22 protein-coding genes are annotated in these 22,331 nt (G+C 61.8%); 12 read left to right on the top strand and 10 right to left on the bottom strand.

The features are described from left to right. Positions 1 to 113 precede the first annotated feature (113 nt). Positions 114 to 1,049 (top strand): 3-hydroxyacyl-CoA dehydrogenase NAD-binding domain-containing protein, encoded by a 936-nt coding sequence (locus FO013_RS00405; RefSeq protein ID WP_143920517.1) that lies wholly within the window; start codon positions 114 to 116, stop codon positions 1,047 to 1,049. A 138-nt stretch (positions 1,050 to 1,187) separates the two neighbouring features. Here FO013_RS00405 and FO013_RS00400 read toward each other — a convergent pair whose 3' ends face one another. After that, positions 1,188 to 2,060 carry an alpha/beta hydrolase family protein gene (locus tag FO013_RS00400; RefSeq protein ID WP_222103557.1) on the bottom strand — a complete coding sequence of 291 codons (873 nt, stop codon included), beginning with the start codon at positions 2,058 to 2,060 and terminating at the stop codon, positions 1,188 to 1,190. A 92-nt stretch (positions 2,061 to 2,152) separates the two neighbouring features. On the opposite strand from FO013_RS00400, the gene FO013_RS00395 reads away from it, so the two are divergent. Then, a complete protein-coding gene (locus FO013_RS00395; RefSeq protein WP_143920516.1) occupies positions 2,153 to 2,731 on the top strand; it encodes a TetR/AcrR family transcriptional regulator in 579 nt (192 codons plus the stop codon). Positions 2,732 to 3,108: 377 nt separating this feature from the next. Here FO013_RS00395 and FO013_RS00390 read toward each other — a convergent pair whose 3' ends face one another. Continuing rightward, entirely contained in the window at positions 3,109 to 3,462 is a 354-nt protein-coding gene (locus FO013_RS00390; protein WP_143920515.1) for a nuclear transport factor 2 family protein, read from the bottom strand. 177 nt (positions 3,463 to 3,639) lie between these two features. Between FO013_RS00390 and FO013_RS00385 the strand changes: the two genes are divergently transcribed. The 3 genes from FO013_RS00385 (at position 3,640) to betT (ending at position 8,780) form a co-directional block, all read left to right on the top strand. Further along, entirely contained in the window at positions 3,640 to 5,019 is a 1,380-nt protein-coding gene (locus tag FO013_RS00385) for an NAD-dependent succinate-semialdehyde dehydrogenase (RefSeq protein ID WP_143920514.1), read from the top strand. A 100-nt stretch (positions 5,020 to 5,119) separates the two neighbouring features. Next, a complete protein-coding gene (locus FO013_RS00380) occupies positions 5,120 to 6,499 on the top strand; it encodes a short-chain fatty acid transporter (RefSeq protein ID WP_143920513.1) in 1,380 nt (459 codons plus the stop codon). 211 nt (positions 6,500 to 6,710) lie between these two features. Further along, positions 6,711 to 8,780 (top strand): choline BCCT transporter BetT, encoded by a 2,070-nt coding sequence (betT, locus tag FO013_RS00375; RefSeq protein ID WP_143920512.1) that lies wholly within the window; start codon positions 6,711 to 6,713, stop codon positions 8,778 to 8,780. A gap of 108 nt (positions 8,781 to 8,888) precedes the next feature. On the opposite strand, the gene FO013_RS00370 is transcribed toward betT, so the two are convergent. Further along, positions 8,889 to 9,773 (bottom strand): aspartate dehydrogenase domain-containing protein, encoded by an 885-nt coding sequence (locus FO013_RS00370; RefSeq protein ID WP_260847884.1) that lies wholly within the window; start codon positions 9,771 to 9,773, stop codon positions 8,889 to 8,891. Positions 9,774 to 9,864: 91 nt separating this feature from the next. Between FO013_RS00370 and FO013_RS00365 the strand changes: the two genes are divergently transcribed. Together FO013_RS00365 and FO013_RS00360 are read left to right on the top strand one after the other, a co-directional pair. Further along, positions 9,865 to 10,491 carry a DNA-3-methyladenine glycosylase I gene (locus FO013_RS00365; RefSeq protein ID WP_143920511.1) on the top strand — a complete coding sequence of 209 codons (627 nt, stop codon included), beginning with the start codon at positions 9,865 to 9,867 and terminating at the stop codon, positions 10,489 to 10,491. Between the two features lie 35 nt (positions 10,492 to 10,526). Beyond that, complete coding sequence (locus tag FO013_RS00360; protein ID WP_143920510.1) at positions 10,527 to 10,970, top strand: NUDIX hydrolase; 444 nt, start codon at positions 10,527 to 10,529, stop codon at positions 10,968 to 10,970. A 3-nt stretch (positions 10,971 to 10,973) separates the two neighbouring features. Here FO013_RS00360 and FO013_RS00355 read toward each other — a convergent pair whose 3' ends face one another. The 3 genes from FO013_RS00355 to FO013_RS00345 form a co-directional block, all read right to left on the bottom strand. Beyond that, on the bottom strand, positions 10,974 to 11,453 hold the full coding sequence (locus tag FO013_RS00355) for a hypothetical protein (RefSeq protein ID WP_143920509.1): 480 nt from the start codon (positions 11,451 to 11,453) through the stop codon (positions 10,974 to 10,976). Between the two features lie 19 nt (positions 11,454 to 11,472). Continuing rightward, positions 11,473 to 12,114 (bottom strand): hypothetical protein, encoded by a 642-nt coding sequence (locus tag FO013_RS00350; protein ID WP_143920508.1) that lies wholly within the window; start codon positions 12,112 to 12,114, stop codon positions 11,473 to 11,475. 315 nt (positions 12,115 to 12,429) lie between these two features. Then, on the bottom strand, positions 12,430 to 13,470 hold the full coding sequence (locus FO013_RS00345; protein WP_143920507.1) for a helix-turn-helix transcriptional regulator: 1,041 nt from the start codon (positions 13,468 to 13,470) through the stop codon (positions 12,430 to 12,432). A 175-nt stretch (positions 13,471 to 13,645) separates the two neighbouring features. Here FO013_RS00345 and FO013_RS00340 point away from each other — a divergent pair, with 175 nt between their 5' ends. Together FO013_RS00340 and FO013_RS00335 are read left to right on the top strand one after the other, a co-directional pair. Beyond that, positions 13,646 to 14,815 (top strand): integrase, encoded by a 1,170-nt coding sequence (locus tag FO013_RS00340; protein WP_143920506.1) that lies wholly within the window; start codon positions 13,646 to 13,648, stop codon positions 14,813 to 14,815. A 439-nt stretch (positions 14,816 to 15,254) separates the two neighbouring features. Further along, on the top strand, positions 15,255 to 15,479 hold the full coding sequence (locus tag FO013_RS00335; RefSeq protein ID WP_143920505.1) for a hypothetical protein: 225 nt from the start codon (positions 15,255 to 15,257) through the stop codon (positions 15,477 to 15,479). A 161-nt stretch (positions 15,480 to 15,640) separates the two neighbouring features. Here the strand turns inward: FO013_RS00335 and FO013_RS00330 are convergent, their stop codons facing one another. Continuing rightward, positions 15,641 to 16,186: a hypothetical protein gene (locus tag FO013_RS00330; RefSeq protein ID WP_186292943.1), complete on the bottom strand. Its 546-nt coding sequence runs from the start codon at positions 16,184 to 16,186 to the stop codon at positions 15,641 to 15,643. A 431-nt stretch (positions 16,187 to 16,617) separates the two neighbouring features. Here FO013_RS00330 and FO013_RS00325 point away from each other — a divergent pair, with 431 nt between their 5' ends. Together FO013_RS00325 and FO013_RS00320 are read left to right on the top strand one after the other, a co-directional pair. Beyond that, positions 16,618 to 17,409, top strand: coding sequence for a YihY/virulence factor BrkB family protein (locus FO013_RS00325; protein ID WP_260847883.1), 792 nt, complete (start codon positions 16,618 to 16,620; stop codon positions 17,407 to 17,409). A gap of 105 nt (positions 17,410 to 17,514) precedes the next feature. After that, the gene (locus FO013_RS00320; protein ID WP_186292942.1) at positions 17,515 to 18,720 is read left to right on the top strand and encodes an MFS transporter; all 1,206 of its coding nucleotides are present in this window, start codon (positions 17,515 to 17,517) and stop codon (positions 18,718 to 18,720) included. A gap of 16 nt (positions 18,721 to 18,736) precedes the next feature. Here the strand turns inward: FO013_RS00320 and FO013_RS00315 are convergent, their stop codons facing one another. Beyond that, positions 18,737 to 19,102 carry an ArsR/SmtB family transcription factor gene (locus FO013_RS00315; protein ID WP_260847882.1) on the bottom strand — a complete coding sequence of 122 codons (366 nt, stop codon included), beginning with the start codon at positions 19,100 to 19,102 and terminating at the stop codon, positions 18,737 to 18,739. A 16-nt stretch (positions 19,103 to 19,118) separates the two neighbouring features. On the opposite strand from FO013_RS00315, the gene FO013_RS00310 reads away from it, so the two are divergent. Next, entirely contained in the window at positions 19,119 to 19,607 is a 489-nt protein-coding gene (locus FO013_RS00310; protein WP_143920501.1) for an SRPBCC domain-containing protein, read from the top strand. Here FO013_RS00310 and FO013_RS00305 read toward each other — a convergent pair whose 3' ends face one another. Further along, positions 19,608 to 21,125, bottom strand: coding sequence for an MDR family MFS transporter (locus FO013_RS00305; protein WP_313900559.1), 1,518 nt, complete (start codon positions 21,123 to 21,125; stop codon positions 19,608 to 19,610). 168 nt (positions 21,126 to 21,293) lie between these two features. Further along, on the bottom strand, positions 21,294 to 22,301 hold the full coding sequence (locus FO013_RS00300) for an aldo/keto reductase family protein (RefSeq protein ID WP_143920500.1): 1,008 nt from the start codon (positions 22,299 to 22,301) through the stop codon (positions 21,294 to 21,296). Positions 22,302 to 22,331 lie beyond the last annotated feature (30 nt).

Here is a 22,331-nt window from a genome sequence, read left to right as displayed (position 1 = left end):
ATTGTGCCACCGAACCGCCCGTCTTGACGCGCCCGAACACCGATATCTGAAGCATCTGCGCTGGTGTCGGCGGGTGGCGTCGAAGAGCAATCGGCAGGTATAGCCTTGACAATATGAGCTTCTGCGTAGCTGTCATAGGGGCCGGGACGATCGGCCGTTCATTCGCTTGGCTGTTCGCCCGGTCGGGTTACCAGGTCCAGGTCTTCGACCCCAGACCCGACCTCGCCGAGGTGGTCGCCGAGTTGCAGGCCGACGTCAGTGCCGATGCTGCCGCCCACGAAATTCTCGCCTCCGAACTCGGGTCCATCGGCCTCGCCGAATCCGTCGAGGCCGCGGTGACTGAGGCCTCGTTCGTGCAGGAATCGGGGCCCGAGGATCCTCAGGCCAAGCCGAAGCTGTTCGCCCAGATCGCCGCCGCGGCCCCGAGCGACGCGATCTTTGCGACCTCTTCATCGACCATCCCTGCATCTTTGATCGCTCGACACCTGCCGGCGGAAGTCGCGGCCCGCGTCATCGTCGGTCATCCGTTCAACCCACCTCACCTGATGCCGCTCGTCGAGGTGGTGCCGGCCCCGGCGACGAGTCTCGACACGGTCGAAGCCGCCCTTGAGTTCTACCGCAGCTGCGGTCGCGAACCGGTGGCACTGAACCGGGAGGTTCGCGGATTCGTCGGCAACCGCCTGCAGAACGCGCTGATGAAGGAAGCGATCGCACTGGTGTCCAACGGTGTCATCTCGGCACCCGAGCTCGACGCGGTGATGAAGAATTCCCTGGGCCTGCGCTGGTCCGCGGTGGGGCAGTTCGAGGCGATGCACCTCGGCGGGGGAGACTCTGGGATCCGCGGTTTCATGCACCACATCGGAGCCTCGTTCGCTCAGATCGGCGAGCTTCCACTCGACCTCAGCGATGAGGGGATGACTGATGTCTACGCCCAGGTGGAGCGGGCCTACGGTCAGACGCCGAGCCGGGCCGCAGCCGAGGCGAGAGACAACACCCAACGTGCGGTGCTCGATGCTCGCGACAAGGGCGGAACGCGCGAAGAGGAATGAGACGCCCTGATCGCCGACTGGATACTGGGTCTGCCGGCCCGCCGGTGCGCCGGTGCGCCGGCGCCGGCGCACCGGCGATGGCGATGGCGGTGGGGAAATTCGCCGCCGCCGGTGCATCGTCACCTGGCGACTGCGCGATCAGAACGGGCAGCTGGTACGGACATCACTCAGGTCGATGCCGGTCGTCGGACCCGGGCAGAGGAACTGGTCGTAGCGCCGATCCTCGTCGAGGAATGCCTTGAGCCAGGCGATCGACTGCGCAGCGATGGTGGTGTTGGATCTGTTCGGGGCGAAATGGCTGGCGCCGCGCAGCTCGAGGTAGGTCCGCGGAGTGGTGCTGGGCAGTCCGCTGTACAGAGGAATCGAATGCCTGGAAACTGGAGCGACGGTGTCGTCCTGTGCCCCGAAGATGAGCGTCGGGGTGCTGACCTCTGAGAAGGTCTTATTCGTGTTCCACGGGGTCATGGCGATGGCTCCCTGAAGCTCGGGTCGGTCTTTTGCTGCTTCGAAGACGCCGCCGCCACCCATGGAGTGCCCCATGACTGCGAGTCGGTTGGGATCCACCTGGTCCTTGATTCTGCTGTTCTCGGTGAGGTAATCGAGGGATGCGAGCAGCTGATCTCCGCGGGAAGCGGGCCTGTCGCTGGTGGTTTTGGTGTCGATCGTGAAGACCACGAAACCCTGGGACGCCAATCGCGATCCGAGCCAGGCGATACTGGACTTCCGTGCCGTGTACCCGGGCGAGATCGCCACTGCGCCGTAGCCGCCCTCGACACTGCTGGCCGGATAGTAGATCGTGCCCCCGCCGAAATCCCTGACCGAATAGGAGGAAACAGTCTGCGTTGACACTTCGAACGGACCTTTCACTGCTTCGATGCTGCTGGAAGTGGGGTCCGGCCCATTCTCGTAGGACGTCTCTGCTGCACCAGCGGGTGCACCCGTGAGCACGATGCTCAGGGTCAGCGCCACCAGCAGCAGGGCGGATGTGGTCCGACTGGCTAATGATTTCACGAGTTCTCCTTCGGCAAACGACAAGTCAGGTTTCTCTACCACACGGTAGATCAATCTAGCTGTTGGCCCCGTCAGTGTCTAGTCTTTGAGGTATGGCAGAAACAGATGGACGGAAGCGACGATTCGAGCACCGACGCAGCGAGGTGCTGCAGGCAGTCACGAAGTACGTCCTAGACCATGGCATCGCAGACCTGTCCCTGAGACGGGCTGCGGAAGTCGCCGGCATAAGCCACGCCACGCTCCTGCACCACTTCGGGACGAAGGAGAAGCTCGTCACCGAAGTCCTCGAGACGATCCTCGGAGTCGCACTTGCCGACCCGGACATCCCAAATGACGATCCCGACCCTCTGCGCTCCCTATGGGAACGGGCGCGTTCAAGCAGCGGCCTGCGTCACGCCGCTACGTTCCTTGAGATCACGATCTTCGGGTACCGGGAAGGCACAACCGTGAGTCGTGCTGTTCGTCAATCGGTGGACGATCGGATCGACCTCTTGGCAGCGGGGTTGATCCGCGCAGGATGCCCGACGTCCAGGGCGATGTCGCTGGCGACCCTGGTGCTGGGGTCCCTGCGCGGGCTGCTCGTCGACCTTCTCGCCACGGGAGACGAGGAGAGAGTCGATGCCGCCTTCGAAGAGTTGCATGCCGCCGTCACAGCCGTAGTGCGCGGCTAGGCGTATTGACCAATTGGGCAGATGACGCCATAGGTGGGAAGTCAGGACACTTCTCCGAGCCTGTGAGTCGAGGTAGTCCAGGGGAGTCCACTGGAGGACGTTAACGCTGGAGTCGAGACCAGCAGGTAGAAGTCATCTCGCCATCAATTAGATGTCGCGATCCGTTTCTTTTCCTCGTGGGTTCACAGCTGCCCTGAGTTTTTGACTGCGCCGCAGGTTTTCCAGGGGTAATGGGCCGTCGGCAGGAAGTCCGGGCGCCGAACAGGGCGCAGGTTCAGTCGGTTTGGACACGGCTGGGGCCGGACGGTCAGTCCGCCTGCGCCGGGACGCTCTGACCGCGGCTTGGTAGAAGTTACACCTCGGCCGGCAGGGCCACCTCAGACCGCGGCTTGGTAGAAGTAGGTGGTGCGTTCGGCGATGAGGCCCTCGGTGTCGAAGAGGAAGAAGTCGGCGAAGCCCACGGACGTTTCCGTGCCGTCCTTGAGTCGACCGGTGAAGACCCCGCGGCTGGATGCGCGGTCGCCGTCGATGAGGATCTCAGTCAGTGAATGCGCACCCGATTCGATGACGCGCTCACCGTGGTAGAACTCGGTGATCTGTGTTCCGATCATGGTCGGATATCCGGGCCGATCGTAGTGACCCTCGGCCGCGAAGAGCGCCGAGGTGGCACCCGCGTCTCCGGCATCGACGGTGGAGTAATAGCGCTTCACGAGTTCAGTCACACTGTCCATGGCAACACAGTAACAGCGATCACACTCGAGCCTGCGCTCACAGGATGGGACGGGGAATTGCCGCCGAGGTGATTGGGCCATAGCGTGGGAGATGGATCCATTCGTCGATCGGTGCCGGAGACTCGGTTCCACGCCGCTGGATCGAGGTCAACAACCCCCGCAGAAATGAGGCTCGACATGTCCACCATGTATCGCGTGACCAACCCGGCAACCGGCGAAGTGGCCGAAGAATTCGCCACCGCAACCGATTCAGAGATCCTGGCCGCACTCGATCGATCCGCGACCACCTTCACCGAATGGAGTCAGACTTCCGTGGCCGACCGCGCCGCGATCCTCGTCCGCGTCTCCGAAATCTACGCGGAGCGGGCCGAAGAGCTGGCGAAGGTCATCCAATTGGAGATGGGCAAGGCAGTCCCCGAAGGCAAGGGAGAGGTCGGACTGAGCTCCGCCATCTACCGCTACTTCGCCGACAACGCAGAAGCCTTCATGGCCGATGAGCCCCTGCGCGGACCCGATGACGGAACCGCGATGATCCGCCGCAAGCCGGTCGGGTCCCTGCTGGGCATCATGCCCTGGAACTTCCCCTACTACCAGGTCGCACGCTTCGCAGCGCCCAACCTGGCCCTGGGCAACACGATTCTGCTCAAGCACGCCCCGCAGTGCCCCCGCTCGGCTCAGATCATGGAAGAGATCTTCATTGAAGCCGGACTGCCCGAGGGTGCCTACATCAACATCTATGCGAGCAACGAACAGGTCGCAGACATCATCCTGCCCGACCCACGCAACCATGGTGTGTCCCTGACCGGTTCCGAGCGCGCAGGTTCGGCCGTGGCCGCTGAAGCCGGTAAGAACCTCAAGAAGGTCGTCCTCGAGCTCGGCGGATCCGACCCCTACATCCTCCTCGACACCGCCGATGTGGAGAAGAGCGCGAACACCTTCTTCAAGACCCGCATGGGCAACACCGGGCAGGCCTGCAATTCGCCCAAGCGCATGATCGTCATGGATGACGTCTACGACGAGTTCCTGTCGTCGATCACCGAGGCGGCCAAGAAGTTCACCCCCGAAACCCCCGGTGCTGAAGGTTCTCGCCTGTCCCCGCTGTCTTCGACTGCGGCTGCCGATCGCTTCATCGAGCAGGTTCAGGACACGGTCAAGGACGGCGCCACTCTGCTCGCCGGCGGCAAGCGCTACGACGGCGGCGGCGCCTTCGTCGAACCTGTCGTCCTCGCCGATGTTGAGAAGGGCATGCGCGGCTATTATGAAGAGCTCTTCGGTCCCGCCGTCATCGTCTACCGAGTCAGCAGCGAGGAAGAGGCCGTCGAGATGGCCAATGACACTCCGTTCGGACTCGGTGCCGCCGTGTTCTCCAACGACTTGGAGCGGGCAGAGCGCGTCGGTTCCCAGATCGACTCCGGCATGATCTTCCTCAACACACCAGAGGGGAGCCGTGAATACCTGCCCTTCGGCGGTGTGAAGCGCTCTGGCGTCGGACGTGAGCTGGGCCCGCTGGCCATGGACGAGTTCGTCAACAAGCAGCTGGTGTTCAAGAAGAACTGAGGCGGAGTCGCCTGCCACTCTCAGAGCGCTGATCGCATAGTCGGTCAGCGCTCTGATTGTAAGCTGAGGACACACATACTTTTCTCAGCAGGAGGATCTCATGTCGGCACCGAAGCCGTCGCCCCAGGTCAACGCCGCGGCCTCAAAAGGGTTCATGCGTCCGATCAACCGCTTCCTCGAACAGTGGATTCCGTCAGCGCTGACGTTTGCTATCGTTCTCACTCTCATCGTCGCCGTCCTGGCGTTCATCCTCACCGGGGCCAGTCCGGTCGATGTTGTCACCGGCTGGGGTGAGGGACTGGCAGGACTCCTCGAGTTCATGACCCAGATGTGCCTCATCCTGCTGCTGGGCCATATTCTCGCGAACACCGGACCGGTGCAGAGGCTGCTGACATGGCTGGCCCGAGTTCCCGGCAGCCCGGCCTTCGCCTACGTATTCGTATTCGTCGTCGCCGCGATCGCCAGTCTCATCACGTGGGGCCTCGGCCTCGTCGTTGGTGCCCTGCTGGCGCGTGAGATCGCCGTTCAGGCGCGCAGCCGTGGCCTCAAGGTCCACTTCCCGCTGCTCGTCGCCGCCGGGTACTCGGGCTTCGTGGTCTGGCACATGGGCTACTCCGGTTCGGGCCCGCTGACCGCAGCAACACCCGATTCCTTTTTGGCGAAGTCGCTGGGCGGTGAAGTCATCCCCGTCAGCGAGACCATCTTCTCCACCTGGAATCTGCTCGCCATCCTCGGCGTCATCGTCGTCTGCGCCGTCCTCTTCTACCTCATCGCGCCGAAGAAGGATGCCCCGGTCTACGAACTGCCCGAGTCGATCACCTCCGAATCGAGATCCACCCTCGACGAGGAGGTCGTGACCCCGGCCGACCGCATCGACGCCTCGCGGATCCTCACTCTCATCGTCGGCCTGGCACTCGTGATCTACCTGATCATCCACTTCGCCCAGGGCGGTGGACTCACGCTCGACATCGTCAACTGGTCCTTCCTCGCGCTCATCTTCCTGCTCGTGAAGAACCCTTTCGAACTCATCCATCTGACAAAGGAAGCCGCCTCGAACGTCGGCGAGATCCTGCTCCAGTTCCCCCTCTACGCAGGAATCCTGGGCATCATGTCCGGCACCGGCCTCATTGCCGTGTTCTCCGACGCTCTCGTCTCGATCGCGAACCCGACGACCTTCGGTGTCCTTGCACTGCTCTCGGCAGGACTGGTCAACTTCTTCGTTCCCTCGGGTGGCGGACAGTTCGCAGTCCAGGGGCCGATCATGCTCGACGCGGCCAACCAGTTGGGTGTCGATCCGTCGATCGCGATCATGGCAGTCTCCTACGGCGATCAGTGGACGAACATGCTGCAGCCCTTCTGGGCTCTGCCGGTGCTGGCCATCGCGGGACTGAAGATGCGTGACATCCTCGGCTACACCTCGGTGGCCTTCCTCGGATCTGGAGTCGTCATGGCCCTGGCTCTGATCCTCGTCTCCTTGTGAACTGAGGCTGATTCGAAAGGGAATGAGCGAAGGGGCGACCCGGCGCGCCGTGATGGCCACAAGGTGCCTGGTGAGGTCACAGTTTGACCTCTATCCGGTTACCGACGGTTACGATATGGTAGCCTGCATGGTTGGTCTTCACCGGGAGTCCGGTGTGCAGAAACAGGGAAATCGATGTGGACGCGAAGTCGTCCGCTGAAGGAGTGAGTCGATGACAGCCACAGTGGACAAAACCGCCAAGTCGCCGAAGGGCGGTGCGAAGAAGGTTCTCCCACCGGTGAACAAGCCTGTCTTCATCGCTGCAGCCCTCGGCACTCTGGCCATCACCATTTGGGCATTGATCTCGCCATCCAACGCCGAGGCTGTTCTCGGTGCCGTCGTCGGCTGGACTTCGGACTGGTTCGGATGGTTCTATGTCCTTCTGGTGGCCGCCGTCCTCGTCTTCGTCATCTACCTCGCCGCGTCCAAATACGGAAACACGAAGCTCGGCCCCGAACATTCCAAACCCGAATACGGGCTGCTGGCTTGGGCCTCGATGCTCTTCGCAGCAGGCATCAGCACCGACCTCATGTTCTTCGCCGTGGCTGAACCCGTCACCCAATATCTGGCGCCGCCGAGCACGGAACCCGAAACAGTCGAGGCCGCCCGTGAGGCCACCGTCTGGACCCTGTTCCACTACGGCATCAGCGGTTGGGGACTCTATGCCCTTATGGGCATCGCCCTGGCCTATTTCGCCTACCGGATGAATATGCCATTGGCGATCCGCTCCGCGCTCGCTCCGCTCTTCGGCAAGCGCGTCAATGGCGGACTGGGCGACACCGTCGACTTTGCAGCGCTTCTGGGCACCGTCTTCGGTGTGGCCACCTCCCTGGGCATCGGCGTGGTCATGGTCAACGTCGGTCTCAACACAGTCTTCGGCCTTCCCATCGGTGTGGGCTCTCAGATCGGCATCGTCGTCGTCGGCGTCGCCGTGGCGACGCTCTCGGCCGTCTCCGGTGTCGACAAAGGCATCAAGTTCCTCTCGATCCTCAATGTCTTCCTGGCAGTGGCACTCAGCCTCTGGGTCCTGGTCGCAGGCAACACCAAATTCCTGCTCAACGCCTTCGTCCTCAACGTCTTCGACTTTGTGCGGATGTTCCCGAACATGGCGGGACAGACCTTCGCCTTCGAAGACACCGGAACGTGGATGACCGACTGGACTCTGTTCTTCTGGGCTTGGTGGATCGCCTTCGCCTCTTTCGTCGGTCTGTTCCTTGCCCGCATCTCGCGGGGACGCACGATCCGTCAGTTCGTCGTCGGCACCCTGACGATCCCGTTCATCTACATCTTCATGTGGATCTCGATCTACGGAAACTCCGCACTCGACCTCATCCGCAACGGCGACAAGGAGTTCGGTGAGAAGACGATGCTCAACCCCGAGGGCGGGTTCTATGAGCTGCTCTCGAACTACCCGGGATTCGTTGTCATCGCCGCACTCGCGACGATCACCGCGCTGCTGTTCTACGTCACAACGGCCGACTCCGCTGCACTCGTCATGGCCAACCTCTCATCGCGCCTGCCGACCCCGCAGGACGACGGCCGGCCGGGGCTGCGCATCTTCTGGGCTCTGGCCACCGGTGCGCTGACGATTGCCATGCTCATCGTGGGCGGTGTCGGGGCCTTGCAGAATGCAACCGTCGTGATGGGTCTGCCGTTCGCCTTCGTCGTCATCCTCGTGATGGTCGGTCTGTACAAGGCGCTGCGAGTCGAGGCACACCGAGTCGACAGCGCGTCTCAGAGTCTGCCCGGTTCCCTGGCAAGACGCTCGCGCACAGTCGACGGTCATGAGCCTTGGCAGCGTCAGCTCGGTCGAGTCCTGTCTTTCCCCAGCGGGAAGAAGGCACGCGACTTCGAACGCGACGTCCTGCTGCCCACCTTCGAAGAGGTCGTGGCAGAGATGGTCGAGCGCGGTGTCGACGCCCACTGCGGTCGAGTCGACACAGAAGGCGTGTTCGTCGAAGACGGTGAGCTCATCCAACTCGAAGTCGACGGCAAGGGAGAATACCCGTTCCGCTACCAGATCTGGCCGCACAAGGTCAGTGTTCCTTCGTTCGGCGGACACATCCCGCGCGGAACCGAGGATTACTTCCGGATGGAGGTCTACCTCGACGGTGGGGCCGGTCAGGGATATGACGTCATGGGCTACTCGAAGGAACAGCTCATCGACGACATCCTCGATAAGTACGGTCGTCACGTGGAGTTCCTGCAGATGCAGGAGAACATCGCTCACCCCGACGACTGACATCGTCTGCACCCTGTCCCCGGTCCTGCCATCTGCCCTCGAGGTAGACGGCCGTGCCGGGGACAGCTGTCTGTCTCGGGGCAGTTGTCTGTGACCTGGCAACCACGGTCAGCGTCGGGCGAGGCCCTCCACACATGTCCGCAGGGTGCGAGCGACCGAGAGCGCGGTGAGACCGCTGGTTGCCGGGTTCTCCGGGCTCGGCGTCGATGAGATCGAGAATGCGAAGTCACCTGCCGATCCGCTCGCGGTGATCTCATGGTGTGAGTCCACCTGGCTGGGATCAGCCCGGATCTCCACCCGCGTCCGGTGCAGAGCCTCCTCCATCAGCTCATCATCCTCAGCTGCGTCGAATCCGAGCCCACGCGTCGCCCAGGCAAGTGCGACGGTGATGTTGACGTTGGCCGGGAACCTCTCGATCGCCTCGGCGGGGGAGCCGGTGAAGATGGTCTGCGCTCCATCTGCCGGGGTCAGCTCATTGAGCCGGCGAACCTCCTCGGCGTCCATCCACGGTTGGATGAGACCGGCCGGGGCCTTGGCCGTCCTGATCGACACGTCGTCGAGGGCCCGTGCCTGAGCAGCGGCCTCGAGGACGTCGAGCCCGCCGATCGCCCCATTCGTCACATACAGCTCGCCTGGGCCGTCCAGAAGTGCCTGTCTGGTCGGCCGATGCGCGAGGGCTCCGACGCTGGTGAGAACGATCGGAGTGCCAGCGGCCACCACGGCCGGACCATAGGCTTTGGCAGCTGGAACTCCCGCACATTCGACCACGGCATCGGCCGTGAGTTCGGCCCAGCGCGGTTCCTCATGATGCTCGACCTCAATGAGATCGGCTCCCAGGCCACGATGCTCGGCGTGCTTGTCGAGGTCGCGGACCAGGGCTGTCAGCCTCAGCCGCCCACTCGAAATCTCCGGATGCAGCAGCCGCGCGACATGTCGCCCGATCGCCCCGAACCCGATCATCGCCACCGTTGCCACTTCCCGCTCTGGACTCATGAGATCAGGGTACACATCTCCACGGACACGCAATGTCAGTGCGCCGGGGTACCGTAACGGTGTGGACGGGCGAGGCAGTGGAGAGGGACCGATGACAGAGACGAATGCCGGCGATGGAACAGCCGCCGACGGCGCGGTGGCGGGCGAGGACGGGCTCGCCCGAACGCCGTGGGCCTATGGTGACCCGCTGCTGCGTACGTACTACGACACCGAATGGGGTATGCCCGTTCGGGACGAATCCGGGATGTTCGAACGATTGAGCCTCGAAGGATTCCAAGCCGGATTGTCGTGGCTGACGATTCTGAAGAAGCGTGAACGCTTCCGACAGGTATTCAAGGACTTCGACGCCGAGGTGGTCGCCGAGTTCGGTGAGCCCGAGATCGAATCCCTGCTCGCCGATGCAGGAATCATCCGGCATCGCGGCAAGATCGACGCCTGCATCGGCAACGCCAAAGCAACATTGGCGTTGCGCGAGGAAGGTGGCCTCGGCGATTTCATCTGGAGCTTCCAACCGGAGACCACCCCGCGTCCCCGCGCACTGAGCGAGGTCCCCACCACGAGTCCCGAGTCTCTGGCACTGTCGAAGGCGCTGAAGAAGAAGGGGTTCCGGTTCGTAGGACCGACCACCATGTATGCGCTCATGGAAGCGGTCGGTATGGTTGACACGCACGTCCTCGGATCCCATCGCCGAGGTGTCTCCGGAGTTTGGAATGACTGACTGAAGGTCTGACGAATGACTGACGAAAGGCTGGAATGAACGATATCCGAGTCAGCGCACTCGTCCTGCTGCACCCGCTCGAACCTCTTCTGCTCATGGTTCGCAAAGAGGGCACGACGTCGTTCATGCTCCCCGGCGGCAAACCCGAAACCGGTGAGAGTGCCGAGGCGACGATCATCAGGGAGATCAGCGAAGAACTGGGCCTGACGCTGGAGGCCAGCCGCCTCTCCCCGCTGGGCACCTTCGCCGCGGACGCGGCCAACGAAGCCGACCACAGAGTGATCGGGGACGTGTTCTGCTATGAGGGACTGCCTGCTGAACTCGACGTCGATCGCATCAACCATCAGGCCGAAATCGCTGAGGCCGCGTGGTTTCCCTACTCTCCGATGCCAGTCGACACCGTTGAGCGTCAGTTCGCTCCACTGACCCGTCTGCAGGTCATTCCTGCGTTGGAAGCACGAGGCCTGCTCACGCAGTGAGGTTCAGACGCCCCCGCGTTGGAACGCCAGTTCGAGGACGAACAGGTGGACGGCGTGCCCCAGCACCAAGCCGGCGGTGAGGAAGCTGAGGACGATGTCGAAGACACCGAAATCCGTGTAAGCCGGAGGGTCAATATACCCGGGGGACTGCAGCAATGTGGATCCGATGACGGTTGATCCCACCAGGATTGCGATCAGACCGCTCGTCGACAGTTTTCCCATTGCTGCGAAGGCCAGCAGCAGTGCTGTCAGAAGCAGGACGAGCAGCGCCATCAGGTCGTAGCCAGGTCCGAGACGCACCACCTCCTGCCACAGGTTTCCGTAAATGATCGAGCTGCCTGGTTCCGACTCGTAGTAGGGGAAGAACGTCAGCGAGATGACCAGCAGGCACAGCGGTCCGTAGAAGCGGGCGTAGATGGCGTTGGTTCGCGTGATCCGTGAGTTGAGGAGTTCGGCTCGGATCATCTGCTCGGGCAGAGTCATGTGCTGTCTGTCCTTACCCTCAGTCATCGCTCGTCGAATTCGGTGACCTTCGAGCCACGACTGCGGTCGCTGCTGAGGCGAAGACAAGGGCGAGCATGCTCAGGCCGATGCCGAAGACCGAGGATCCCGGACTCGGTGGGACCTGAAGACCGTTCCTCGCCTGAGGTCCGATGCTTCCCACCGGTGTCGTGGCCCCGGCGCTGCCGGCACCGGTGTCTGTATCGCTGGTGGGGATGACGGGCAGAACCGAGAACGATTCGCTCAAGTGCTCTTCGTCCATGCTCTGCTCCGACGTGATCTCAGCCTGGTAGCCGCCCGCGTAGGTGTTGAGCGGTCGGCCGGGTGGGCCGCCGATTGGAAACATCACCGTTCCATCGGCTCGAGCTCGTCTTCTGTCGTGGATGGCTTCGATGCCTCTTGGCGTGGATGCGATGTCGAGCCGCACCTCCTCACCCGGAAGGAAGCCGGTGGCCGTGATGGTCACCGCTTCGTTGTCGGTGATGAAGTCGGTGGTGGCCAGGGCCCGTGGACTGACGTCGACGATCGTCGGCTCTCCGTCTGCGTATTCGTCGGCCGCAGCAGGGCAAGGTTGCAGGGCAGTTCCAAGAATGCAGCCGGTGGCCGTGATGGCCAAGGGGGTCCGCCATTTCGGTGGGCGCATGTGTATTCTCCAAACGAATGTCGAATGCGATTGTTCAGATGTGATTGGATTCTGATTGAATTCGTCCGCAGGCATTGAAATGGATCATTGCCTCGGGAAAAGAGAACCGTGGTGGAATTTGACCACAATGATTTCTCGGAATAGTCGCGGTGCTGCTTCGGCGATTGCTAAGAAAGCTACAGTTCGACGATTGCAGGAGACAAGGAAAGGACAAGACTCACGAGTCATGCCCGCGAAAAGCCGCGTGACAATATGGATTTCACGGACATGTCGGGTGAGGATCGTTCGGTGTTGGACACAGCCGCGAGCGGCGGGTTATGTCGAGGTGGGACGGTGCCCAGCAGCTGGTCCTGCCTGCGTCGTCGCACGCAGCAGTCGATCCGAGAGTGCGCGGAGCTCCACATTGAGCTCCGGTGAGTCCTCGACGACGAACTCGACGTCCAGCCTGGCCAGAGTCAGCGCCATGGTGCTGACAGTCTCCGCCCCGATCATCACCGTCGAGCGTTGTTCGTCGAGGGCCTTCACAGTGCCTTCGGCCGGCATCAGCATGGTCATGACCTCGGATGCCGCAGCGTCTACGGTGACTGTTGCAGAGTGTCTCCACCTGCTAGCCGAGACGTTGCGCTCAACGTAGGCGCCGATGTCTTCGGCCGGGAGAGCCCGGGGCTCGAAGCGTCGACCCCCAGGCAGTTTGGGCACGATGTGTTCGACCCGGAAAATCGTCCAAGCCTCTTCCACAGGGTCGAAGGTCAGGAGAAACCAGCGATGCTGATGGTTCACCAGCCGGTAGGGCTCCACCTCGAACTCCCCGCTGCGCTCCCTGTTCGACGGTGTGCCGCCTGGATCCGAAGAGGCGTCAGTCTCGGAGGTGTAGGTGAATCTGAACCTCTCGTGGCTGTGGCAGTACTCGATGATCAGGGTCAGCAGATTCGGGTCGACGATCGGCATCGGGTGGTTGCCGGCCAGCGGGACTGTGAAATGGGCTAGGTTCTTCACGCGGTTGCGCACGCTGGCAGGCAGTATCTGCTCGAGCTTCGCCAGGGCCTGTGCCGAAGTCTCTTCCATTCCGCCGATGATGCAGCTCAGGCCGGAGTGGAGTCCCACAGCAACGGCGACGGCTTCGTCAGGGTTGAGCAACAGCGGCGGCACAGCCGATCCGCCGGACCCCAGACGGTAACCGCCCTCCCCGCCGCGGGTTCCCTCGACAGGGTAGCCGAGGTCGCGCAATGTGCCGATGTCGTTGCGTACCGTGCGTGAGCTGACGTTGAGGCGCTCCGCCAACTCCGTGCCGGACCAAGTGCGAGGAACCATCAGCAATGACAGTAATCCGAGTAGCCGAGCTGCAGTTTGTGACATTTCCTGTTGTCTCCCTCGATTTAGGAAGACCTCCTGCCTAATCAAACAATAGCATCAGAGTTCTGAATTCGTAATGAGCTGCATGCGGCATCGAAGCCGTGACGAAAATGGAGGAACAGAGGGATTCATGCATACGCAATTAGCTCCTCATTCTGGTTCGAGGAGACAGCGCGGGATGATTATCAACGATTATCTGGATCGCTACAGATCAGCTCGGAAGCAGGACAAAGGCTGGATTCTCGATGAGATCGTCGTCATGACTGGGTGGTCTCGGGACCATGTCCGCAGGCTTTTGGGCCAGGTGGCACGAGGGCGGAAGCCGCTGCTGGGCGAAGCTGATCAGCCGCGTCGCAGGGAGGGCAAATATTCCGACGAGGCCAGGGCTGCATTGGAGCAAGTCTGGGATTGGTCCGGTCGGCAGAGTGGAAAGTATCTGGCCGCCGCCATGCCTGTGCTCCTCGATGCTTTGGAGCGTCACGGTTCCCTGACAGACGGTGAGGATGGATACAGCCGGGGAGTGCGGGAGGAGCTGCTGTCCGTCAGCCCGGCCTCGATCGACCGTTACCTGCAGTGTGCCCGAACCTGTGACTTTGCGACTCGCAATGTGTCAACGAGGCGCTCTCACGCTCCTAGTGCCGAATTCCTCGACTTCGCCGGCGGGGAGAATGAGAATGAGCCTGGCTTCTTCATGGCCGATACCGTTGCCCACACGGGTTCAGCCCTCAGTGAGGGCTCCGTATTCACCCTCAACGCTACGTGCCTGCACACCGGGTGGGTGTTCACTCGCAGCCTTGCAGACAACGCTCCAGACCTCGTCGCCGATACTCTGCAGTGGTCGCTCGACGAGATCACGGGCATTCCCTTCTGGGTCAACGCCGTCGAATTGAGCAACGCATGTGAGAGGGTCCACGAAGCGGTCGCCTCGTGGGCGCAGGCACTGGATATCCACTACAGCCCAGTGCAGAAGGATCATCGGCGAGATCGGCTGCCGGAGGCTTCGAAGCATCAGCACCTGGTCCACGAGTACGGGTTCGTCAATCGCTATGACACCGAGGAGGCCAGATGGGCGCTCAACCATCTGTGGAGGGCGGTCAACGATCGGCTGAATTTCTTTACACCGATCCGGAAGCCAGTCGTCTGGGTGAAGGACTCGAACGGTCACCGCAAACGGATCTACGACGATCCTGCGACGCCGCTGCACCGTTTGAGCGCAGCGGGCATCATGTCGCCTGTTCAGGAGGCCGAGCTGATCACCTACCGCAATAGTCTCAACCCTGCGAAGCTCGCTGCAGATATCAGGCGGTGGCAGAACGAACTCAGTGAGATCACCGAGCTGGCGGGGTGAGTGGGCTGTCGCAGGTGTCGGGCGCTCCGATAATAAAAACTTCAATCTTAGCAGGCGACCCTGCCAGGAAACCACCCCTAGGGCGACTTTGAGACAAGTCGTTATTGGGGGATTACAATCGCGTAACTTCCGGGTACAGTAAAGATCGATTGTGATCTGACGAACCTTCGAAACTCGGCACAAGGTTACGTGCCAACCCGAGTTTGAATCGCACCCGTATGACCGGGATGCGGTCTTTCAGCAGGGGCTGACCGAGGGTGGAGACGGACCACCTTCGCTGAGGATGTCGGTGTGCAGCCCGGCCATCCTCGAGCACCGGGCGAACCGGTTGTCAGAAGAGCGTCTTGGGAGATGGCTATGGAGTTGCGTGCACTGATGGAAGAGGACGACTGGTGAGGGCGAGCGGGAGCCTGGCACGGCGCAGCATACGGGAGAACTCATGATCCAAGCCGTCGCCATCGCCATGATCGCCTATGCGGGAGTGGCCGTGTTCATCATCATCTTGCTGTTGTCTAAAGCCGATTATGGACGATCGTGGCGCGATCGCAGAGATGCGGCGCGGATGGGGTTCTTCGTCCCTGTCTGGCCGCTGTTGGTGGCATACCTGATCTACCGCGCGGTATCGCGCATGTGGCACATGGCCGATTGGGGTCAGGCGCGCTGACGATGGTGCCTCCGATTGTCGGGGGCGCTGACAACAGCGTGACTGACATCAGGGTGCTGACTTCGGTCACGCTGACGTCGGATGTTCACATGATCAGATGGGCAAGCGCACTGCAGCCCACCTTGTGCCAGTCTGTGCTTGGGCTCAGTCGTTGCTTCGACTCAGTCGTTGGGCTGTCGCGAGTAAGCGATGAGTGCCCGATACAGATCGAGCGGTGCGCAGTTGGCGCCCTTGGCCAGTGACTTCACCAGTTTCCGATAGGTCTGGTAGTCAGTGTGATTCGGGTTGGGCGATTCGAGCAGACCGTATTCGTGGAGGACACCCGTGGCGCGCGAGTCCATGATGGTGAATTTCTTCGGGTCATACGCGGTGAGCAGAGTGCTCGCGAGCGGTCCGCCGACACCGGGCAGAACCTTGAGGAACGGCAGCCGAAGGTGGTTGGGTGTGTCCTCGTCGAGGGCCACTGCGGTCACATACTCGATGTCATCGGAGTCGAGGCCCTCAAATGTCGCCTGAGCGGCGACGGCCTTCCACTCGGCGACCTTGAGGAAATGCTTGCGCTTGTACGACTCGCGCTTGACGACCTTGGGTCCAATGGAATCGAAGATCTCGGCCTCGGCATCCGTGACGATGTACTGAGGTTCGAACCGCAGTACGAATGCTGTGTCAATGACGCCGCTGGAATGGGTTTCGGTAGAGGAGTCCATTCCGTGATTGTACAGAGGGGCACTGGCCGGAAGATGAACTTCTGACGGTGTATCTTCACCCGAATTCGCGGACCTCGCGGCGACCTTGTCCACGGTTCTGAAGTCATCGACCTGGCGTGGGTTGTCAGTGGGGAGGGGGGGATCTGGAACGGCATGGCGGGACTGAGCAGACGCTGAGTACGACTACGATGTCAACGTATCGCAGAGTATCCAGTAGTCCGTCCCGGCGGCAGGAGAAAGTCATGGCCGAAAAGACTCCCCCTCTTTCCGAGCCACCCGCAACTCGCGTCGCGGCACCCAAGGCGAGGCAGCCGTTGACTGAAACGGATGCCTCCGCCGGCGACGATCGAGCATTGAGAGATCGAGTGCGAGGTCGAGCGCAGACGCTGGAGCGAGGCAGGAAGGGCGTCTTCACTAACACGATCCGGCACATGTTCAGTGATCAGGGACTTGATCTGGCGGCGGGCTTGGCGTTCTACGCGCTGCTGTCGATGGCCCCGGCCACCCTGGCGCTCGTGTCGATGCTCGGCGTCGTCGGGGAGGCGAAGTCCACCACCGAGGCGGTTCTGGGCCTGGCCTCTGATCTGTCGACCGAGGCAGCCGAGGCGATCCGTCCGATCGTCACCGAACTGGTGTCGACACCGGCTGCCGGTCTCACTCTTATCGTCAGTGTCGCCGTCGCGATCTGGTCATCATCGAAATACGTCGGTGCCTTCGGCCGCGCGGCGAACAGAGCCTATGCGGTTGAGGAGACCCGGCCGCTCTGGAAGCTCAAACCGATGATGCTGTTCATCACCCTGCTTCTGTTGCTGCTCATGGCCGGACTCGGCCTGCTGCTAGTGGTGTCGGGACCCATCGCGGAATCCATCGGCAAGCTTGTCGGTTTGGGCCCGGTGGCGGTGATGATCTGGAGCATCGTCAGGTGGCCGGTGGTGATCTTCTTCGTCATGCTCGCAATTGCTCTTCTCTACTTTGCGACTCCGAATGTGAAGAAGTCGAAGTTCCGCTGGTCGAGCATCGGGGCATTCATCGCGCTCATCACCCTGACCGTCGTCTCACTGGGATTCGTCCTCTATATCAATAATTTCGACAACTACAACGCCGCCTACGGGGCCATCGGTGGTGTGATCGTCGGGTTCGTGTGGCTATGGATGGTGAATCTGGCTTTGATCTTCGGCGCGGAACTCGATGCTGAGATCGAAAGGACGCACTCTTCGGATTGAGACACCTGACTCCGGACCGCGGCGCCCGGGCTTGGGCTTGGGCCGGAGATGGGCCGGAGATGCCCGGACTTCGGCCCCGGCCACCCGGTGCCGTATGGTCAAATCATGAGCTCCGAGAAGTCTGACGGTTCGACGTTCACCCCAGCACTGCTGGGCCTTGTATGGACTGCGATGTTCGGATTCTCGGCGTTCTTCTTCAGCTATTCGACGATGGTCTCGATCGCGGCCGTCAACGGACTCTCGACAGTCACCGGCGGTTCGGTTCTGACGACGATGATGGTCGGCGTCATCGTCGCTCAGCCCTTCGCGCCGTGGGCAGGCAGAGTGCTTGGTCTCAAGGGCGCATTGTTCTTCGCGCTGGGTCTGCAGCTGCTGGGACAGGTCCTCGGTCTGACCGTGCCCGCACCTCTGCTCGGTTTGGTGCTGGCCGGGCTGTGCGGGGGAGTGGGCTTCGGACTCTTCGTGGTTCTGGCCAATGCCGCGGTGCCGTCCACGACGTCTCCTGGCCGCATCGGCAAGGCGCTTGGCTTCTTCGGCGGAATCACTTCATTGGCCTCTGCCGTCGGAGCTCCATTCGGACTGTGGCTGGTCGGCTCGGTCCCCGTCTGGACCTTCAGAATGATTGTGTGCTTGTCGCTGCTCCTGGCGGTGCCGACCGTCGTGAAATTCCTGCCGGGCCGAGAACCCAGACCCGCGAAGGCTTCGATGAACGATTCCGCGGCCACGGCTCGCAGCGCAATGAGAGGCCGCACGTCTTCGCACAGGGCAGGTCGAAGCCTCGGTGAAATCCTGTACCTGGTCATCATGCTCTCTCCGTTCCTCGTCGGTATGGTCGTCTTCGGTCTGATCATCGGGTTCGGCCCGGGCGAGGACGTCGCTGGAGCTGCTCTGTACATCGGCGCAATGCAGGTGTCGGCCGTGGTCGGACGGTTCGCCGCCGGTGCCATCGCAGACCGCTTCTCCCCGTTCGCGCTCAATCTGCTGGGCCTTGCCATGGCTGTCATCGGACTGGTCGTCGCCGTCATCGTGTTCGGCGGGATGCTTTTCCTAGCGATGATGATCATCGGCCTGGGTTTGGGCACACTGCAATCGGCGAGCCTGGTGATGGCGTTTTCCAACGTCAGCACCCCGGCGAAGGCCAGCGTCGCCTGGAACATGAATTTCGATATCGGATTGGCCATTGCCGGAGTTCTCGGAGGGCTCGGTTTCACCTACCTCGGCGATGCAGCGACGTTCCTTCTCTGCGCATTGCTGCTGCTTCTCAGCGGCGTGGTGTCCTGGATCCTGCGAACGCTGCGCCGCTCAGACTAGTTGCCTGCGCCACTCACTATGACTTCATTGTGGAGCCAGCTTGGACATCCAGATCAGCCAGCAGTCCCACAGCGGCCCGCGTGTATTCGCCGATCCAGCGGTCGTGGATGCGCTTGATCGGCAAAGGAGCCAGTGCCAACTGGCGGGTCCTGCCGACGCGACGCCCTCCGATCAGCTCCGCTCTCTCCAGGACACGGATGTGCTGGAGGACCGTCGTGCGATCGAGATCGGAGAAGGCAGCGCACACCTCTCCTGTTGTTCGGGGCTCGTCTCGCAGCATGTCGAGGATCCGGCGACGGGTGGAATTCGCCAGCGCTTTGAACACGGTATCGTCGCGTTCGTCTTCGTCGACGGGCGAAGCCATTCCATTTGCAGACGACATGTGATAAAAATATCACATGAATGATGAACAGAGCACCAAAGATGCACAACTGGAAGAACTCTCTTTCACAGTCATGGGCTACATCTCGAAGACCCCGCATGAGACCTTCGAAGCCGTGGCCGACCCAGCGCAGCTCTCGAAGTACTTCACCACAGGCGGTGCACGCGGACGTTTGGAGTCCGGCGCCGAGGTGACCTGGGACTTCGCGGATTTCCCCGGTCGGTTCCCGGTTGAGGTCCTCGAGTCCGTTCAGGACGAGAAGATCGTCATCGCGTGGGAAGGTACGGAGCATGCCACGGAGAAGTCCACGACGACGACCTTCGAGTTCTCTCCTGTCGATGACGGAGCTCGGACTCTTGTCACGGTGACCGAGAAGTCGTGGAAGATGACCGTCGGGGGCGCAGAGGGTGCCTTCGGCAACTGCATGGGCTGGACCGGCATGCTCGCCGCTTTGAAGGCCTGGGTCGAATACGGTATCGACCTGCGCGAAGGCTTCTACAAGTAGTCAGCCAGGCGTATTCTGCCCGTGCGAGTTCTTGATGAAGAGGGACCCGATGATACCGAATATGCCGATGACCGCGGCAACGAAGAAGGCGACGTCCGCGCCGTGAACCAGCCCCTCGACTCCGTAGACTTCGGGGTCGCGTGTTGTGGAGACCATGATGGTGACCAGAACAGCGGTACCCACCGAGGCGGCAATCTGGCGGAAGGTGTTGTTCAGCGCCGTCCCGTGTGGGATGAGGCTCTGCGGCAGCTGGTTGAGTGCTGCCGTGGTCACCGGCATCATCACCATGGCGACGCCGAGCATACGGATCGTGTTGACCACGGCAAGGAAGGCGAACGAGGTGTCTGCCTCGAGGTCGGCGAACAGGAATGTTGTGACGGTGAGCAGGGTGAACCCGGCCACGGCTAACCACCTGGCGCCGATGGCGTCGAAGATGCGCCCGGTGACCGGCGACATCAGCCCCATAACTGCCGCACCCGGCAGAAGCACCAGGCCTGATTCCATGGCGGAGAAGTCGTTCATGTTCTGCATGTAGAGCGGCAGGATCATCATGCCGCCGATCATGACGATGAAGACGCACATGCCCAGTGCGGTGTTGAGGGTGAACATACGGTAGCGGAGCACTCGGAACTCGAGCATCGGCTGGTCCAGCTTGAGCTGGCGTGGGATGAAGATGGCCAAGGAGATCACGCCTATGGCGAGGGGGATGATGACCTCGAGGCTCAGCCAGCCTGCGTCACCGGCGGTTCCGAAGCCGAAGAGCAGCCCGCCGAAGCCGAAGGTCGAGAGGATGACCGAGGCGACGTCGAGCCTGGGGTAGGTGCGTTCGGTGACGTTCTTGAGGATGAAATAGGCGACGATGATGTCGATGATCGCAATCGGCAGCATCATGTAGAAGAGAACTTCCCAGGGCAGGTGATCAACGATCCAGCCCGAGAGGCTGGGCCCGATTGCCGGAGCGAAGGCGATGACGAGGCCGAACGTGCCCATGGCGGTACCGCGCTTCTCCACCGGGAAGATTGCGAACAGGATGGTCTGCATCAGCGGCATGATGATGCCGCCGCTCGAGGCCTGAATGACACGTCCGAGGAGAAGGACGGGATAGGTGGGCGCCAGCGCACAGACGAGTGTGCCGACGATGAAGAGGAGCATTGCGGTGAGGAAGAGCCCGCGGGTGGTGAATTTCTGGATCAGGAAGGCCGTGATCGGAATCATGATGCCGTTGACCAGCATGAAGCTCGTCGTCACCCACTGCGCAGCGCTGGCCGTGATGTCGAAGGACTGCATGAACGCGGGAAGTGCGGTGTTGAGCAGCGTCTGGTTGAGGATGATGACGAAGGCACCGGAGACGAGGACTGCCAGGACCACATTCCGATTGATCGGCTTGCCATCGGCTGCTGTGTACTGCCCGTCGTCCTCTTTTGTCACCGAAATTCCCTCTTTCCCCTCAACGTCTGACTTTGCCCGCGCAGTCGGCAGCAGTGCAGATCCGACCATCCGCACCGCGTCGGTGCTCAACCGCGCCGTGCGAGTCTACTCCCCGTCGGATCAGACTTTGGGGACAGGGTTTCGGCGGAGGTCAAGGCACAGATGACACCGGATCAGGAAACATGTGTTCGAGCTGATCGCCGCCCCAGCCACCCGGCTGAGGGGCGACAGGGGCACGATCGGCAGGCGACTACCTGCTCACACGATCCGGGTCGGCGGAGACTTGGTCTTCGACGGATCCGTTTCGGGCAGATCACCGAGGGCGTCATCGATGCGGGAGAGCGCCTCGGCGTCGAGCTTCACACCAGCTGCGGCGACGTTCGACTCCACCTGCTCGGGACGTGATGCGCCGACAAGCGCGGTTGCAACATTATCGTTGGCGAGCACCCAGGCGATGGCGAGCTGTGCCATGGTCAACTCGAGGTCGGCCGCGATCGGCTCAAGCTTGGCTACCGCATTGAGCGTCTCATCGTTGAGATAGCGGTTGGTGATCATGTCCTTGCCGCCCTTCTCATCGGTGGCACGTGACCCGGCAGGGGCAGGCTGGCCAGCCTTGTATTTGCCGGTGAGCACACCCTGGGCGATCGGTGACCACACGACCTGAGAGATCCCGAGCTCCTTCGAGGCTGGGATCACCTCGGACTCGATGACGCGCCAGAGCATGTTGTACTGCGGCTGGTTCGACACGAGCTGGATGCCCAGGTCTCGGGCCAGATAGTGCGCGGCACGCAGCTGATCGGCGTTCCACTCGCTCACGCCGATGTAGAGGGCCTTGCCCGCGCGGACGAGATCTGCGAACGCCTGCATGGTCTCTTCCAGGGGGGTCTCGTAGTCATACCGGTGTGCCTGATAGAGGTCGACGTAGTCGGTGCCCAGGCGGGACAGAGAACCGTTGATCGACTCCATGATGTGTTTGCGGGAGAGTCCGGTGTCATTGTGGCCCTTGGGGCCGGTGGGAAAGTACACCTTGGTGAAGATCTCCAGGGATTCGCGACGCTGGCCCTTGAGTGCATCGCCGAGGACCTGTTCGGCCACGGTGTTCGCATACACGTCCGCGGTGTCGAAGGTGGAGATGCCTGCGTCGAGGGCTGCATGGACACACTTCGTTGCCGTGTCGTTCTCCACTTGGGAGCCGTGGGTGAGCCAGTTTCCGTAGGTGATTTCCGAGATCTTCAGGCCGCTGTTTCCAAGATATCTGTGCTCCATGGACTCAGCCTACTGCTGGAAGGCAAGCTT

Origin of the sequence: Brevibacterium aurantiacum (assembly GCF_007558825.1) — a bacterium.
GTDB lineage: Bacteria > Actinomycetota > Actinomycetes > Actinomycetales > Brevibacteriaceae > Brevibacterium > Brevibacterium aurantiacum_A.
This window is presented reverse-complemented; position numbering and strand designations above follow the sequence as displayed.